The sequence below is a fragment of the Luteimonas mephitis DSM 12574 genome (genome assembly GCF_000422305.1).
Taxonomy (GTDB): Bacteria; Pseudomonadota; Gammaproteobacteria; order Xanthomonadales; family Xanthomonadaceae; genus Luteimonas; species Luteimonas mephitis.
Map to the genome: position 1 here is coordinate 215815 of NZ_AULN01000013.1, position 15934 is coordinate 231748.

Annotated in this window: 17 protein-coding genes and 1 pseudogene; 4 read left to right on the forward strand and 14 right to left on the reverse strand. The window is 70.1% G+C overall.

Annotation, left to right across the window (positions count from 1 at the left end):
- Positions 1–31: 31 nt before the first annotated feature.
- The gene (locus tag H570_RS16230) at positions 32–937 is read right to left on the reverse strand and encodes a lipid-binding SYLF domain-containing protein (protein WP_051176082.1); all 906 of its coding nucleotides are present in this window, start codon (positions 935–937) and stop codon (positions 32–34) included.
- A 202-nt stretch (positions 938–1139) separates the two neighbouring features.
- On the opposite strand from H570_RS16230, the gene hemH reads away from it, so the two are divergent.
- Together hemH and H570_RS0103500 are read left to right on the forward strand one after the other, a co-directional pair.
- Positions 1140–2150: a ferrochelatase gene (gene hemH / locus H570_RS0103495; protein WP_084499782.1), complete on the forward strand. Its 1011-nt coding sequence runs from the start codon at positions 1140–1142 to the stop codon at positions 2148–2150.
- Entirely contained in the window at positions 2141–3040 is a 900-nt protein-coding gene (locus H570_RS0103500; RefSeq protein ID WP_027079533.1) for an alpha/beta fold hydrolase, read from the forward strand. The genes hemH and H570_RS0103500 overlap by 10 nt, the downstream gene beginning before the upstream one ends.
- Before the next feature lie 107 nt (positions 3041–3147).
- Here H570_RS0103500 and H570_RS0103505 read toward each other — a convergent pair whose 3' ends face one another.
- The 5 genes from H570_RS0103505 to ttcA all read right to left on the reverse strand — a co-directional run bounded on the left by H570_RS0103505 (position 3148) and on the right by ttcA (position 6950).
- Positions 3148–3648, reverse strand: a complete 501-nt coding sequence (locus tag H570_RS0103505; RefSeq protein WP_027079534.1) for a hypothetical protein — start codon at positions 3646–3648, stop codon at positions 3148–3150.
- Positions 3649–3708: 60 nt separating this feature from the next.
- Complete coding sequence (locus H570_RS0103510; RefSeq protein WP_027079535.1) at positions 3709–4491, reverse strand: M48 family metallopeptidase; 783 nt, start codon at positions 4489–4491, stop codon at positions 3709–3711.
- Positions 4492–4625: 134 nt separating this feature from the next.
- Positions 4626–4970, reverse strand: a complete 345-nt coding sequence (locus H570_RS0103515) for a hypothetical protein (RefSeq protein ID WP_027079536.1) — start codon at positions 4968–4970, stop codon at positions 4626–4628.
- Between the two features lie 80 nt (positions 4971–5050).
- A complete protein-coding gene (locus H570_RS0103520; protein WP_027079537.1) occupies positions 5051–5956 on the reverse strand; it encodes a recombination-associated protein RdgC in 906 nt (301 codons plus the stop codon).
- 94 nt (positions 5957–6050) lie between these two features.
- Positions 6051–6950 (reverse strand): tRNA 2-thiocytidine(32) synthetase TtcA, encoded by a 900-nt coding sequence (ttcA, locus tag H570_RS0103525; protein ID WP_027079538.1) that lies wholly within the window; start codon positions 6948–6950, stop codon positions 6051–6053.
- Between the two features lie 81 nt (positions 6951–7031).
- Between ttcA and H570_RS0103530 the strand changes: the two genes are divergently transcribed.
- Positions 7032–7238: a YdcH family protein gene (locus H570_RS0103530; protein WP_027079539.1), complete on the forward strand. Its 207-nt coding sequence runs from the start codon at positions 7032–7034 to the stop codon at positions 7236–7238.
- Positions 7239–7367: 129 nt separating this feature from the next.
- Here the strand turns inward: H570_RS0103530 and plsB are convergent, their stop codons facing one another.
- The 4 genes from plsB to H570_RS0103550 form a co-directional block, all read right to left on the reverse strand.
- Entirely contained in the window at positions 7368–10034 is a 2667-nt protein-coding gene (plsB, locus tag H570_RS16235) for a glycerol-3-phosphate 1-O-acyltransferase PlsB (RefSeq protein WP_084499784.1), read from the reverse strand.
- Between the two features lie 137 nt (positions 10035–10171).
- Complete coding sequence (locus H570_RS0103540) at positions 10172–11125, reverse strand: hypothetical protein (RefSeq protein ID WP_027079540.1); 954 nt, start codon at positions 11123–11125, stop codon at positions 10172–10174.
- Between the two features lie 237 nt (positions 11126–11362).
- Entirely contained in the window at positions 11363–12052 is a 690-nt protein-coding gene (locus H570_RS0103545) for a hypothetical protein (RefSeq protein WP_027079541.1), read from the reverse strand.
- A gap of 75 nt (positions 12053–12127) precedes the next feature.
- Positions 12128–12463: a hypothetical protein gene (locus tag H570_RS0103550; protein WP_027079542.1), complete on the reverse strand. Its 336-nt coding sequence runs from the start codon at positions 12461–12463 to the stop codon at positions 12128–12130.
- Between the two features lie 245 nt (positions 12464–12708).
- Here H570_RS0103550 and sctU point away from each other — a divergent pair, with 245 nt between their 5' ends.
- Positions 12709–13815: a type III secretion system export apparatus subunit SctU gene (gene sctU, locus H570_RS16240; protein WP_051176083.1), complete on the forward strand. Its 1107-nt coding sequence runs from the start codon at positions 12709–12711 to the stop codon at positions 13813–13815.
- An 18-nt stretch (positions 13816–13833) separates the two neighbouring features.
- Here the strand turns inward: sctU and sctT are convergent, their stop codons facing one another.
- The 4 genes and pseudogenes from sctT to H570_RS19560 all read right to left on the reverse strand — a co-directional run.
- Positions 13834–14622, reverse strand: coding sequence for a type III secretion system export apparatus subunit SctT (gene sctT, locus H570_RS16245; RefSeq protein ID WP_051176084.1), 789 nt, complete (start codon positions 14620–14622; stop codon positions 13834–13836).
- Positions 14623–14640: 18 nt separating this feature from the next.
- Positions 14641–14907, reverse strand: a complete 267-nt coding sequence (gene sctS, locus H570_RS0103565) for a type III secretion system export apparatus subunit SctS (protein ID WP_027079543.1) — start codon at positions 14905–14907, stop codon at positions 14641–14643.
- Between the two features lie 10 nt (positions 14908–14917).
- Positions 14918–15562 carry an EscR/YscR/HrcR family type III secretion system export apparatus protein gene (locus H570_RS19495; protein ID WP_417472298.1) on the reverse strand — a complete coding sequence of 215 codons (645 nt, stop codon included), beginning with the start codon at positions 15560–15562 and terminating at the stop codon, positions 14918–14920.
- 18 nt (positions 15563–15580) lie between these two features.
- Positions 15581–15829, reverse strand: a pseudogene (locus tag H570_RS19560) (EscR/YscR/HrcR family type III secretion system export apparatus protein); the annotation flags it as partial.
- Positions 15830–15934 lie beyond the last annotated feature (105 nt).

The window sequence follows — 15934 nt, forward strand, 5'->3', positions numbered from 1 at the left end:
GCGAACGGCGGCGCCGCGCGTGCCGCCCGCATCAAGGCGTGGGCGGAAGCGGCTCGGTGGTCGCCGGGTTGCCCTCGACCGTTTCGAACGGCTGCGGCTGCGGTTCGCTCGGCAGCGGCTGGGTGGTGGTGGCCGCCGGCTGCGGCTGCGCGCTCGTCGCAGGTTGCGATGCGACCGGCTGCGATGCCGCGCCGGTGCCGCGCGCGGCGCGGGCCGCGGCGGTGGCTTCCTCGAGCTGGTCGCGGAAATCCACCACCGCCGTCGACGGCGCGTGCCTGGCGCGGCCTTCGAAGATCATCCGCGGCGTGGTGTCGAGCCCGTACACCGCCTCGTTGGCGGCGTCGTCGATCGACAGCACCGCGCCGTCGAGCGCGACCCCGGCGAACAGCCCGCGCGCGCGCGACCACGACCAGATCTCGGCCTTGAGCTGGCCGTCGGTGGCCAGCGCGGCGCTGCGCCCGACCGGGCCGGCGGCCACGCCGGCGTCGGCGCCGAGGGTGACCTTGCCGTTGACGATCGATTCGAGGCTGCGGTCGTTGCGGAACACCAGCACCACGTCGGCCGACTGCACGCCGGCCTGGAAGCCGATGCTGCCGCCGGTGAGCTTGACGAACACCGGGTTGGACCAGGTGCCGTCGGGATTCTTCACCGACATCAGGCCGTGGCCGCGGCGGCCGCCGAGCACCAGCCCGACCTTGAGCGTGTCGGGCACCACGACAATCGCGCGCGCTTCGTCGAGCAGCTTGTCCGGGATCGCCGATTCCGGGATCGCCTGGATGTCGGCCAGCACGCGCACCGCGTTGGCCGAGCGCGCGTCCTCCTGCGCCCCGGCGTGCGCCGCGGTGGCCATGCCCACGGCGAGCAGCGTCGCGATGGCGAGCGATGCCAGGCGCGGCGTGGCGGTGCGTTTCGACGAAAGCGGGTTCGACAGGGACATGGCGGGCTCCGGCGGAAATCATGGCGCGGCGCGCGGATCGCGCGACGCAGGCGCTTCAGGCTAGTGGCGGGGGGATGAATCCACTCTGAGGACCGTGCAGCCGCAGCGATGGTTCCGCGCGCGGCGTGCAGGCGCGGCGTCGATTTTCCCACCGGGCGGTGCCAACTGCCGGCCGGCCTGCCATCCTATGCAGATGCCAGCCATGCCAGCCCGCAGCGCCGACGACGGCGCCGATACACCCGCACCCGCATCCATGCAGGGCCTCCTCGTCGTGAATCTCGGCACGCCGCAAGCGCCGACGGCCGCCGCCGTGCGCCGCTACCTGGCCGAATTCCTCAGCGACCGGCGCGTGGTGCAGCTGCCGCGCCTGCTGTGGTGGCCGCTGCTGCACGGGCTGATCCTGCCGCTGCGCTCGCCGAAGGTGGCGAAGAAGTACGCAGAAGTCTGGATGGACGCCGGCTCGCCGCTGGCGGTGCATACGCAGCGTCTGGCGCTTGCGATCGGCGAACGCCTGCCGGCCGTGCGCGTCGCCCATGCGATGCGCTACGGCGGCCCGGAGATCGCCGCCGAAGTGCGCGCGCTGCAGGCGCAGGGTTGTGCGCGGGTGCTGGTGCTGCCGCTGTATCCGCAGTACTCGACCACCACCACCGCGTCGGTTGCCGACGCGCTCGCACGCGTCGAGAAGGAAGGGGCGGCGCCGGCGCTGCGCATGATCGACCAGTACGCCACCGACCCGGGCGTGATCGCCGCGCTTGCCGACAGCGTGCGCGCGCACTGGCAGGCGCACGGACGTGGCGAACGCCTGCTGCTCTCGTTCCACGGCATCCCGCAGCGGCTGGTCGACAACGGTGATCCGTATTCGGCGCAGTGCCACGCCACCGCCGCCGCGCTGGCGCAGGCGCTCGGGCTGGGCCACGGTGAGTGGCTGGTGACCTTCCAGTCCCGTTTCGGTCGCGAGCAGTGGCTGCAGCCGGCGACCGATGCCACCTTGCGCGCGCTGGCCGGCGCCGGCATCAAGCGCGTCGACGTGATGTGCCCCGGGTTTCCCGCCGACTGCCTGGAAACGCTGGAGGAAATCGCGCTGCAGAACGCGGAGATCTTCCGCGCCGCGGGCGGCGGCGGACTGTCCTACATCCCCTGCCTCAACGACGCGCCGGCGCATGCCGATGCGCTGGCGGCGCTGGTGCAGCGCGAGCTGGATGCATGGCGCTGACGCGCGGGTTCGAACTCGACATCCCGATCGGCCGCATCTCCGGCCTGCGCAGCGGGGAGCCCGGCGCGCCGCGGGTGCTGGCGCTGCATGGCTGGCTCGACAATGCCGCCAGCTTCGTGCCGCTGGCAGCGGAGTTCGAGCGAACAGGCTTGCATGGCATCGACCTGGTCGCGCCCGACCTGCCCGGCCACGGCCGCAGCGCGCACCTGCCGCCGGGCGCGGACTATTCGTTCGCCGGCGCCGTGCATTCGGTGCTCGACATCGCCGATGCGCTGGGCTGGGAGCGCTTTGCCCTGCTCGGACACTCGATGGGCGCCGGGATCGCCAGCCTGGTCGCGGCCGGCTGCCCGCACCGGGTCGAGCGGCTGCTGGCGATCGAGGCGCTGGGCGCGCTGCCCGAAGCGCCGGAGAACACCGCGCGCCGGCTGCGCGACGCAGTAGCCGCCACCCGCGCGCTGCCGGGCAAGCGGCTGCGCGTCTTCCCCGACATCGAGCCGGCGGTGCGCGCGCGGATGCACGCCAACGGCCTGGGCGAGGCGTCCGCGCGGCTGCTGGTCGAGCGTGGCATGCGCGCGGTGCAGGGCGATGGCGCAGCGGGCGGTTACGAGTGGAGCAGCGACCCGCGCCTGACCTTGCCGACGATGGTGCGGATGACCGAAGCGCAGGTGCGCAACCTGATTGCCGGGATCGAATGCCCGGCGCGCGTGATCTACGCCGATCCGCCGCAGCCCTACCTGCCCGAACCGCTGCGCAGCGAACATGCCGCGCTGCTTCCGCATGGCGAGCGGGTCATGCTGCCGGGCGGCCACCACCTGCACATGGAGGATCCGCGCGCGGTCGCGGCGGCGATCGGCGATTTCTTCCTGCGCCAGGCGCACCCGGACCCGTAGGCCGGGGCCACGCGCCCGGCGGTTGCTGGCGCATCGCGACGATTTGTCCCATGCATCGTGATGGCCGCGCCGGCGCGGGCCGGTGCAGTACAGGGAGGTGCGCGTCGTCAGTGCATGCCGCTGTGCAGCTGCACGTTCATGGTCACGCCGCCGCGACCATGGTCGTCGCTGAACGACAGCACGGCGGCACGGTTGTCCTTCTCGTAGTTCAGCAGCGCGCTGTCGCTCGCGTCGCGCATCGCCAGGGTCTGCTTCCAGCCGCGCTCGTCCATGCTGGCGCGGGCGTCGTCGAACAGGGTCGACACCTGTCCCGGCACCCGCAGGCTGACGACACGCAGTGCGCCGCGATCCATCAGGCTGTCGATGCGGTAGCCGGCGGGCAGGTAGATGTCGTCGGGGAAGTCGGCGGGCAGCGACAGCGTGCCGCCGTGCGCGATGCCCGGCCGGTCGTGGACGGGCACGCGCGACGCATCGTGCGCAGGCAGCTGGATCGGCGGATGTTCGCGCGCGGAATCGGCGAACGCTTCGCGCGACTGCCGGCAGCCTGACGCGGCGGCCAGTGACAGCAGGAGCATGGCCAGGATGGCGGCGGGCAGGTGGATCGACACGAGGTGGTTCGCTGTGGCCCGGTGACGGCCGGGGATACTGGTGAAACGCGATTGGCGTGGTCAGCAGGCCAGCAGGCGTCGCAGGCCGGCCTTGAGCCGACGGCCTTCGACGTGGAAATAACGGCGCTGCGCGCGCCAATCCGGGAATCGCGCTTCGACTTCGTGCCAGAACGCCGCCGAATGGTCGCGGTGGACCAGATGGCACAGCTCGTGCACCAGCACGTATTCGAACGCGGCCGGGCTGCCCAGCACCAGCGACAGGTCCAGCGACATCGCATCGTCCGGGGCCAGCGAGCCCCACTGCGACGACATCACCTTGAAGCGGATCCGCGACGGCGCGCGCGGCAGCGTCGGCAGGTAGCGCGGCAGCCAGCGGCCGAGGTCGGCGCGCGCCTGCGCTTCGTAGAAGTCGCGCAGCGCGCGCCGCAGCGCCGGCAGGCCGGCGCGCGCGGGCGCCTGCATGGCCAGCGCGTCACCGTCGAACTGCAGTCGCGTGAAACGCCCCGGATGCCAGCACAGCGGCAGCATCCGCCCGCGCAGCGGCAGTTGCGAGGTCGCGCCGGGCAGCAACGGTGCGATGCCGTCGTCGTCGTCGTGCAGCGCCAGCTGCTGCGCGAGCCAGTCGCGGTGTTCGCGCACGAAGCGTTCGCCGGACACCAGGCTGGCGCGCAACGGCAGGGTCAGGCGCGCGCCACGTTCGTCCACCGACAGCCGCAGCCGGCGCGCGCGCGGGTCGCGCACGCGCTGGATCTCGATGCAACGGCCGTCGTCGAGCGCGAACGCGAGCGTATCGCGCTCGACCGCACGCGGCTTCGGCGTCAGCAAACGGAACGGGGAGGTCATGCGTGCGGGGGAATGCGCGTAGGCGCCGGAACGAAATCGGTCACGCGTCAGGATGCGGCAAAACACCGCGGAAGAAAAGAAAAACGACGGCCCCGGGCAGGGCCGTCGCAATGGATCGAGCGTGCACCGGGCGCCTAGAGCGCGCGAGTGACCGGCATCATCACCGAACTGTGGAACGGAATATTGGACTTCAAGGTGCCGCTGCGGTACTGCCGGGGAAGCGGTTCGCCCGCCTGCGAATACCACTGCCGGTACAGGGACTGGCAGCGCGCGGACGCCACCAGCGGATCGGGACTGGCCGCAAGCGTGTCGTCCGAGCACTGGTCGATGAACTGCTTGCCCGCTTCGGTCAGCTTGTCCGGGAACTGCGTCGTGGCGCCGGCAGGCGTCGCCGGCTCCGCCGCGACCGCCAGCGCCGGAACCGCCAGCGCGGCGGCAATCGCCAGTGCGACTGCGAGTGCGGAAAGATCTCGTTTCATCGCGACAACCTCCTGTGCTGGCCCAGGGACTGGACGGTATCAGGGGATACGCACGGGCGCGCCGGAACGTCGCAAGCGCCTCACCCATCCGCCTTTGACAGCCTCAACGCGGGCTCCAGCAGTGCGAACAGGCGCTTGAGCTCGCCGGCCATCAGTGCGAAGCGCGCGTCGAGCTCGGCGCGGATGTCCTCGGTTTCGGTGCCTTCGAGCTGGTCGACGGCGCCGTCGAGGAACTTCAGCTTGCGGATGACGAGGTCCTCGCCGAGCACGAACGAAACGTGGTCGTCGAGCACCAGTGCCAGCTTCGTCACCTGCTTGCCCGATTCCAGGTGCTTGGCGATCTCGTCCGACTGCAGCTCCTGATTCTGGCACTTGACCACCGCGCCATGCTCGGCGGCGTCCTTGAGTTCGCATTCCTCGCCGAGGCTGAAACCGTCAGGCAACGGCTCGCCGGCGATCCAGCCGGTGAGCACCGCGCGTGGCGCGATCTCCGCGTTCAGTGGCAGGGCGGGGAAGCTGCCGAGCGCGTTGCGGATCTCCGACACGACGCCTTCGGCGCTCTTGCGCGAGGCGCTGTCGACGATGCACAGGCCGTGTTCGAGGTCGAGCATCGCGTCGGTGCGCGACGGCCGGACGAAGGCGCGCGGCAGCAGTTCGTGCACCAGGTCCTCCTTCAACCGCTTGCGCGCGCGGCCGCCGGGCTTGCGGCCTTCGCGCTGCTCCATCTCGGCCACCTTCTTCGCCAGCAGGTCGTTGACCACGGCCGCGGGGAGGAGCTTGTCCTCGCCGCCGACGGTGAGCCAGATCGCGTCGTCGATGCGGTGGCTCAGCGCCTCGGCGTCACGACCGAACGGCGAGACGAAGCCGCGCGACGACAGCTCCAGGCCGCCGACCGGCTTGAGCGGGAACTCGGCCAGGTGGGTGTCGAGGTCGGACAGGTCGAGGGTGGTGGGGAAGCGGAACAGGGTGAGGTTTCTGAAGAACATGGAGGGTCCGGGAAAGGGAGGCGGGAATCGGGTATCGAAAGAACAGTCCGCCATCCCGCCTGCGCGGAGATGGCGGCTGGAAGAACATCAGCGGTCAGGGTTCGTCGTGGTCTTGCGGCTCGCCCGCCAGCCAGGCTTGCGCGCCGGGCAGCGCGGCGCCGGCGCCGCGGCCGAGCGCGAGGAAATCGAACAGCTTCGGGTCGCTCAGCTGCGACGGCCGGATGTCGCCCAGCGCGCGCGCGATCTGGTCGACGCGGCCTGGCGATTCGCGTTCCCACTGCTCGAGCATGCGCGCGACCTGCTTGCGCTGCAGGTTCTCCTGCGAGCCGCACAGGTTGCACGGAATGATCGGGAAGGCCTTCGCCTTGGCGTAGGCGACGATGTCGTCCTCGCGCACGTAGGCCAGCGGGCGGATCACCACGTGCCTGCCGTCGTCGCTGAGCAGTTTCGGCGGCATGCCGCTGATCTTCGCGTGGAAGAACAGGTTGAGGAAGAACGTCGCGACCAGGTCGTCACGGTGGTGCCCGAGCGCGATCTTCGTGTAGCCGTTGTCTTCGGCGAACGTGTACAGCGCGCCGCGCCGCAGGCGCGAACACAGCGAGCACATCGTCTTGCCCTCGGGCACCACGCGCGTCACCACCGAATAGGTGTCCTGCTCGAGGATCCGGTACTCGACGCCGAGCGACTGCAGGTACTCCGGCAGCACGTGTTCCGGGAACCCGGGCTGCTTCTGGTCGAGGTTGACCGCGGTGATCGAGAACGACACGGGTGCCCTTTTCTGCAGCTGCAGCAGGATGTCGAGCAGGGTGTAGCTGTCCTTGCCGCCGGACAGGCAGACCATGACCTTGTCGCCATCGGTGATCATGCCGAAGTCGGCGATCGCGCGTCCCACCTGGTGTCGCAGGCGCCGGGCCAGCTTGTGCGGTTCGCGCTCGGCGTCGGGGCCGGCTGCCGCGCGGCGGACGGGTTCGGAGAGGGGCAGGATGGTGCTCATGGACCGACCATTCTAGCGGCCGCGCGCGGTGCCTGGCCCCGCGATGACTGCCGTGCCGGCGCGCGTGTAAGCTCGGCGGCGATGGAACCTGCCAACGACGCCGTCATCAGCCAGCAGCTGGTCGAGCTCAAGCTCGAACATCGCGACCTCGACTTCGCGATCGCCCGCCTGCAGGCCGACATCCAGGCCGACGAACTGGCGGTCAAGCGGATGAAGAAACGCAAGCTGCTGCTCAAGGACCAGATCGCGCGGCTCGAATCCGACCTGATCCCGGACGAGCCGGCGTAGCCTTTCCCTTCAATGGGGTGAGAACGATCCGCTTGCGCGGCGTCCATCGGCGCGCGAGGCCGATGGCTCGCAAGATCCGCGCTTCGCTAGCTTGAACGGGAAGGAGGAAAGGACGAAGCGGTCTTGCGGTCACGCCGTCGGCGGCGGAGCGGCCTCTTCCACCGCCTCTGCCCGCACCGCTTCGGGGCTCACCTTCTCGATGGTGTGGCGCAGCTCGCGCCCCAGGATCACCTTGGCGTCGCGTGCCCAGGTCACCAGGCGCTGGTCGAACACCAGCTTGCTGTTGCCGTCCAGCCACACCAGTTCCAGCTCGCGCAGTTTCTGGATGAAGCCGCGGAACAGCGTCTTGTCGAAGAACTCCGGCGCGGCCGGTGCGTACAGCAGGCTCAATCGCTGCGCGGCCAGCTGGCACAGGCTTTCCAGCTCGCCGGCGCCGAGCGTGCCGGGCCCGTTCTTGGCCAGCACCGAGATCGCGATGTAATAGCGCTCGAAGGCCTGCTGCAGCGGATGGCCGAGCGCGCGCAGGCGGAACACTTCGTCGGTCTGGCCGGCGTTGCGCGCGAGGATGCCGCCGTCGTCCTGGCTGACCTCTTCCAGCAGCCCCTCGCGGATGAACACCGCGATGGTCGCGTCGAGGCGTTCGGCAAAACTGTCCTGGTCCCAGGGCAGGAACAGCTCGCCCTGCAGGAACGGATACACGCTGCGGCCGATCTGCAGCAGGTTCGCGCGCGCCATGCGCCGGTTGTGCTGGAAGCAGCAGGCGATCCAGGATGACGCGGTGAACAGGTGCAGCACGTTGTTGCGGAAATAGCTCAGCAGCACCGCGGTTTCTTCATCGGCCACGCTGAGCACGTCGCCGAGCGGATGCGCGATGCGGCGCAGCACGCCGATCTCCTCGCCGTGGGCGATGATGTCCTCGGGCGAATGCGGGGTCACGGTGACCAGTTCGCTGTACGGCACGTCGTGCAGCAGCGTCTTCGACAGCGCGATCTGCGCGCGCAGGTCGCGCTCGCCCATCGCGTGCTTGGGCGTCGACAGCAGCGCGAGCGCCAGCAGGTTGATCGGATTGACGTCTGCGGCGCGGTTGATGTTGACCTGGATGCGCTGTGCCAGGCTGTCGACGGTCGACGACAGCCACGCGGGCTTGTCCTCTTCCGGCACCGGCTTGCCGTCCCACTCCGGCGCCTGTTCGGCGAGCACCGTGCCCAATGCGATCGGCTCGCCGTAGTTCACCACCACCTGGCCGTAGTTCTGCCGCAGCACCCTGGGGATGCCCCACAGCAGCGACCAGATCGATTCCTTTTCCTTGGGCTTGCCGGTCAGCTCGTCGAGGTAGCTGCTGCCTTCCATCAGCTTCTCGTAGCCGATGTAGACCGGCTGGAACAGCACCGGGCGCGACGGCTGGCGCAGGAACGCGCGCACCGTCATCGAGATCATCCCGCCCTTGGGCTGCAGCAGCCGACCGGTGCGCGAGCGTCCGCCCTCGATGAAGTACTCGATCGAGTAGCCGCCGGCGACCAGCTGCGCGACGTACTCGCTGAGCACCGCCGAGTACAGCATGCTGCCGCGGATCGAGCGGCGGATGAAGAATGCGCCGCCCTTGCGCAGCAGCGTGCCGATCACCGGCAGGTTGAGGTTGATGCCGGCGACGATGTGCGGCGGCACGATCCCGCGGTCGTACAGCAGGTACGACAGCAGCAGGTAGTCCATGTGGCTGCGGTGGCTGGGCACGTAGATGATCTCGTGCCCGGGCGCAACCGCCTTGAGGCGATCGAGGTGGTGCACCAGCACGCCGCGGTAGATGCGGTTCCAGACCGTGGTCAGCAGGAAGCTGGCCGAGCGCACCACCGGGTGCGAATAGTCGGCGGCGATCTCGTAGGCGAAGGCATGCGCCTTCTTCCAGGCCTCGGCGGGCGTGGACTTGTCGCGGCGCGCCTGGTCGGCGATCGCGTCCTTGACGGTTTCAGCCGACAGCACCTTGTCGATCAGCAGCCGGCGGGTGGACAGGTCCGGCCCGATCATCGCCTCGCGGATGCGGTTGAAGTGCGTGCGCAGCACGCGCGACAGCTTGCGCACCGTGCGCTCGGGCGGCAGCCCTTCGTCGATGCTGGCGCGCAAGTTCACTGGCGCGGCGAACCGCACCAGGGTGTTGCGGCCGTTGAGCAGGATCGCCAGCAGCCGGCGGAAGCGGCCGACCAGCGCCCAGTTTTCCGAGAACAGCACCGAGAACCAGCCGCTGGCGCGGTCCGGCGCCTGGCCGACGAAGATCGATACCGGCACCAGCTGCACGTCCAGCGCCGGATCCTTGCGATGCGCCTCGAGCAGCCGCGCCAGCGATTCGGAATGGGTCTTGGCCGGGGCCGGCTTGCCGGCCGAGGCCAGGTAGTTGAGCGTGCTGCCTGCGCTGCGCCGCGACAGCGCCACGTAGGCGCGTTTGCGGCCCAGCGGGTCGCCGGGCAGCGGCCGCAGCGGCGACGGCATGCCGTGCTCGCGGCAGGCGCGGTCGAGGATCAGCGCGTTCGACAGGCCGTAATCCTCGAGCACGTAGCACACCGGCCGCCGGTCGACGAACTGCTGCGGCGCCTGCGGCTCGATCCGCAGGGTGATCCACGGCCGCAGCAGGCGGCCGAGCACCTGCGCCCACAGCGGCCGGCGTTCGCGCAGCTGGACCACCGCCGGAGGCGGCTCATCGCCCAGCAGTGAAGGCTGCCGGCCCGGCGCGTCGTCGTCGATGTCGCCGGCGGGCTGCGCGGCCGCGAACGCGTCGTCGGCGCGGACCTCGTTGCCGGACGGCATCGGCCCGGCTGGGGCGTCGGTTGCCGGCGCGGGCGTGGCCTCCGGGCGCGCGGATTCGCCCTGCGGGGCGTCGTCGGCGCTGCCGGACGGCTTCGGGTCGGGGTCGAACAGGTTCGGCTGGGTGGGCATCGCCGGCATTATGCCGAAGGCGGTTGCCTTGCCGTCGCCGGGCGCGGCCTGGCCGGTGCAGGCGCGGCTGCCGGGGCCGCCGTGGCGCTGGCTGGCCGTTCCAGCGCCGCGCGGGCGTGGCGCAGTACGTCGCTCAGGTACCAGCGGCCGTCGTGGCGCTCGACCTGAACCACGGTGTCGATCGGCTCCCCGCCCAGCTGGTAGCGCATGCGCACCTTCGCGGTATCGCCGGTCTGCGACTGCAGGCTGGCGTCCAGCGCGGCGAGGCTGGCGTCCAGGTCCAGCCCATAGCTGGCCAGGGATTGCTTGACCGCCGCGGAAAACGGCGTCATCCGGCGCAGGCTGTCGTCCATGCCGAAGCGGGCGAAATCGGCCGCGGAGGCCAGCCCGGTCTGGCGCGCCGCAGCCACCAGGCGCGGCAGGGCGGCATGCGCGCGGCCGGGATCGGCCAGTGGCGCCGCCTGCGCCCAGCGACTCATCGCGGCGACGATCTGGGTGTAGTGGTCGCGCTCGGATTCGCTGAAATCGCCTTCGTTCTGGACGTACTGGACGCCGAACAGGCCCAGGGTCGCGGCGGTGGAGTCGATCTCGCGGTCGGCGTTCGCGAACTGGCGGTCGAAGACCTTGCGCCAGCGCGCTTCCGCATCCGGTTTTTCCAGCGCCGCCAGCATCCCGGGCAGGTGTTCGCCCAGCGGCAGTTCGTCCAGCGGCCAGCGGGTGCGGCCTTCGTGCCAGGCGGTCTCGAGCCGGGCATGGAGATCGGGCGGGACCGCATCGCGGGCGTAGGCGTCCAGCGCGTTGTCCCGGAGGTGGCGGGTGAGCAGGCGCACGGCCTGCGCCGGCTTGTCCGCGCCGGGCGCCGATGCGGCGGGCGCGGCGGGGGCTTCCGCCGCCGGGCGGCAGGCCGCCGCGAGGACGCAGAGGCAAGCCAGCAGCAGCGGGAGCCAGCAACGATGGCGCATGTGTCGGTCCCGGAGAGGGCAACCGGCATCTTGGCCGGGGGTCCCGGAGGCCGCAAGTTCAGCTTCCCCGGATGTGACCGGATGCGCGCTTGCGCGAATCGCAGCCGCGAGCTTCCAGTGCAGCTACGTAGGTCGGGGCTACGCCCCCGACGGCCCTGGCCGAAACACGCCGCTTCCGGCCGAACCACCGGCTGGCCGAATCAACCGAATCACCGGCCGTCGGGGCGTGGCCCCGGCCTACAGGTCGCGCACCACCCAGTGTGCGGGGGTGTCGGTCGCCTGCGCGTCGAGCGCGGCCTGGGCGACCTCGTCCGGCGAACGACCTGCCTTCCACGCCGCTGCGATCGCCGCCAGTCGCTCGCGGGTGGCACGGGTGTAGGCGCCCTCGAGTTCGTTTTGGGCGTCCGCGGCGAGCTTCTGCGGATACAGCGCGCGGGCATCGTCGCTGCGGTTGAGCAGGGCGATCATCCGCGACAGCGCGGTGCGGAACGTGGCGGCGCCCAGCGCGGTGCGCTGGGTGCGCTGCAGGTGCCAGACGGTGAGGTATTCCACCGGCCCCAGCAGCCGCTGCGGGGTGGCTCCGAAGAAGCGCCCGGAGAACGCGCTCGCGTCCAGCGGGCCGGTGCTGTCGGGCAGGCGCGCCGCGCCCCAGGAACTCAGCGCGCCGCCGGGCATGTCCATGCGCCGCAGCGCGGTGCCGAAGGTCTCGGCCAGCAGCCGCTGCGCGCGCGCGTCGTCGCTTTCCGCCACCACGCCCAACAGGCGCAGGAACAGCGGATAGCGGTCCTCGCCCAGCCGCCGCACCAGCCGCTTGAGCACGGTCAGGCGGTACTCGGGGTCGCTGTGCGCGGCCAGTGCGGACACCAGCCGGTCAGCGGCGGCGCGCAGCTCGGTCGGCGTGGGAACCGGATGGGAGTGGGCGTTCATGGCATCGCGCGGGGAATCGATGCGCGCCAGTCTAGGCGCGGCGCCCGGATCGGGCGAGCAGGTTCGCTGCGCGGGTCAGCCGATGGCCGAGAGGATGGCGTCGGCGGCGCTGTCGGCGGCGCTGGACAGTTCCATCGCGCCCAGCTGTGCTTCGAAGCCCTGGTCGCCGGCCAGCATGCGCAGCCCGTCGGGCACGCCATCCCAGGCGGCGGCGTTGAGCACGTCCTCGCCGGCGTCGGTGCCGGGCGTGCGGGCGTCGGGTGCGGTTCCGCGAAGCTGTTCGAGGCCCGTGGCCTGCCCCGCGCCGGTGCCCTGGTCGCGACCACGCAGTTCTTCCAGCGACACCTGTCCGTCGAGGCGGTCGAGGCCGACTCGGTTCAGGTGCGGATCGGAACTGCCGATGGTGCTCATGGGGAGGCGCTGGAACCTGCGGGGGCCGCATTGGCGGCGATGGCGGGAAGATAGCCCCGAAGCGCCTGTTCAGCCATCTGGGGGCAACCCTAGATGACAGTGTCATGACGGCCTGCGTTCAGCCGCAAACCCGGCCACGCCACGGGCGCGTGGCGCGCCGTCTCGGCGCCGACCGGGCGTCCGCGGGCGCCATGCTAGCCTGCCCTCGCACGCATCGCATCACACCGTTTGCAGCAGAGGCCGGCATGGCAGACAAGGACAAGGGCGCCGACAAGACCGAGAAGCCGACCCCGAAGAAGATCAAGGACGCGCGCAAGGAAGGCAACGTCGCCAAGAGCAAGGAGCTCACCAGCACGGTGCTGGTGCTCGGCTGGCTGGTCGGCGGCTGGCTGATGATGGGCTTCATGTACCGCAAGATGCGCGAGCTGTTCGATGCCAGCCTGGGCGCGGTGGGCCGGCCGTTCGACGTCAGCATGCAGGAAGTCGGCCGGATGGCGTTCGACACCCTGCTGTGGCTGTCGCTGCCGCTGCTCGCGCTGGCGCTGTTCCTCGGCGTGCTGGTGGAATTCCTGCAGGTCGGGCCGTTGGTCACGATCAAGAAGATCACCCCCAAGCTCGACAAGATGAACCCGGTCGAGGGCATCAAGAAGATGTTCTCGATGGACAACCTGGTCGAGCTGGTGAAGTCGGTCATCAAGAGCGCCGCGCTGATCTTCATCGGCGGCTTCGTGCTGTGGGGCATGCTGCCGGCGTTGCTGCGGCTGCCGTCGTCGCCGCCGGCGGCGATCGGTTCGGCCGTGTGGTACGCGCTGCTGCGCATCGGCATCTGGACGATCTTCGTGTTCTTCTTCGTCTCGGTCCTCGACGCTTGGTACCAGAAGTTCTCCTACACCAAGCAGCTGCGCATGAGCCGGCGCGACATCCGCCAGGAGGTCAAGGAGAACGAGGGCGACCCCTACATCAAGTCGCGCCGCCGGCAGTTGCACCAGGAGTGGTCGCAGCAGAACATGCTCAGTGCCGTCCGGGGATCGAACGTCGTCGTGACCAATCCAACCCACATCGCGATCGCGCTGCAGTACGAACACGGCGTCGACGACCTGCCGGTGGTGGTCGCCAAGGGCGAGGACGGCGTTGCCGCATTGATCAGGAAGACCGCCGAGGAAGCCGGCGTGCCGATCCTGCAGAACGTGCAGCTGGCGCGCGGCCTCAACGAGAAGGTCGAGCTGGACAACTACATCGGCAGCGAGTTCTTCGACGCCGTGGCCGAAGTCCTGCACTGGGCCGAGGGCATGCGCCGCGAGATCGGCGACGGGAGCGGAAGCGGAGGTGACGAGGGCGGGCCGCCCGCGTAGCCGCGCCGCAGCCCGCGGCTAGGGAGTGAACACCCGCTGCAGCACATCAAGGAACCCCCGGCTGTCGCCGAGGCGCTGGATGATGAACTCCATCAGCGAACCGAGCATCAGCAGGATGATCGCGGTGGCCAGCCAGGCCTTGATCGGCAGGGTCAGCGCGAACACGTTGAGCGACGGCGCGTAGCGGTTCACCAGGCCGAACGACAGGTCGATGATCAGCATGATCACCACCGCCGGTGCCGCCAGCAGCAGCGCGGCGGTCATCAGGTAGCTGAACTGTCCGACGAACAGGTGCATGCCGCTGATCTGGATCGCCGGGAAGAACGACATCACCGGCCACACCGAGTAGCTGGTCAGCAGCAGGTCGAGGAACACCAGGAACGCGCCGCTGGCCATGAACAGCCACGCTGCAAGCTGCGACAGGAACTGCCCGTGCAGGGACGTCTGGTGTCCCTGGATCGGGTCGAAGATCGACGCCATGCTCATGCCGATCTGGGTGTCGAGGATGTTGCCGGCCGCGCCGATCGCCCAGAACACGATGCCGAACACGAAGCCGATGGCGATGCCGATGAACAGCTCCTTGAGCACGATCGGCGCCATCACCGACATCTCCAGGCTGGTGTCCGGCAATCCCGCCAGCGCCACCGGCAGCGCCACGATCGCCAGGCTCACCAGAAAGCTGTTGCGCACCATCGCCGGCATGTTCTGCTGGGTCAGCAGCGGCAGCATGATGAAGGCCCCCGCGATGCGTGGCAGGGTCAGGCCCAGCGCGAGCAGCGGGTTGCCGAGGAATTGCTCGAACTGCATCGGCAGCGGCAGCCCGCGCTAGTGCCGGACCAGGCCGGGGAAGTCGACGAAGATCCGGTCGGCGAAGGTGTACAGCGTGCCGCCGATCAGCGCCGCGGTGATGAACAGCGTCACCACGATGGCAAGGAACTTCAGCGCGTAGGCGAACGTCTGCTCCTGCAGCTGGGTGGCCGCCTGCAGGAAGGCCACCAGCAGGCCCACCAGCGCCGCCGCGCCCACCGGCGGCCCGGACAGGATCAGGGTCAGCCACAGGGCCTGCTTGGTGAGTTCGATCACCTCGTTCATCGCGTCCTCCTCAGCTGCCGTAGGTCAGCACGAGGCCGTGCACCAGCTTGGCCCAGCCGTCGATCAGCACGAACAGCAGCAGCTTGAACGGCAGCGAGATGGTGGTGGGCGACAGCATCATCATGCCGAGCGCCAGCAGGATGTTGGCCACCACCATGTCGATGACCAGGAACGGCAGGAAGATCAGGAAGCCGATCTGGAACGCCGCGGTGAGCTCGCTGACGGTGAACGCAGGCACCACGACGAGGAAGTGGTCGGCGGTGATCTGGTCGCGCTGCGCCGGCGGCAGCAGCCGCTGCGCGCTGCGCAGGAAGAACGCGCGCTCGGCGTTGTTCGAGTGCTGCAGCAGGAACGCGCGCAGCGGCTCCTTGCCGGCGTTGGCCAGCCCGAGCATCCGCGCCACGCCCTTCTCGGGCAGCGGCTCGAGCGCGGCGGCTTCCCCGGCCGCGGCATTCTCGGCGGCGGTCGGGGTGGGCGGGGCCTCGTCGCGACCGTCGCGCACGTTGGCGAAGGACGGGCCGCGCTCGCCGGCACGTGCGGCCGCCGCCAGCGCCGCGGCCTCGCCGTCGGCCGCGGCGGGCGAGGTAGCCGGTGGCGGCGTGGTCGCCGCCGGCGTTGACGCGCGCGGTGCGGGCTTGGCGAGCAGCGAGGGCACCGGCGGCGGCTGGCCGTTCTTGCGCGCCTCGATCGCCGCCTGCGTGTCGAGGATCACCGGGTACATCACGTAGATCGACAGCACGATCGCCAGGCCGTTGATGACCACGTTCGGAGGCACCTGCTGCAGGCCCAGCGCGTTGCGCAGCAGGCTCAGCACCACCACGATCTTGGTGAATGACGTCACCATCACCGCCACGAACGGCGCCAGCGCGAGGCTGACGACGGTAAGCAGGACCAGTGCCGGGTCTAGGGTGTTGAAATCCATGCAAGCCCCTGTCTGTTGCGTTGTGTTGCCAGATTGCTAGTGCGCGCTGCCGACCCGCGCAGCGTACGCAGCCACGCATGCGAGCGGCTGCGTGCGGCGCACCCC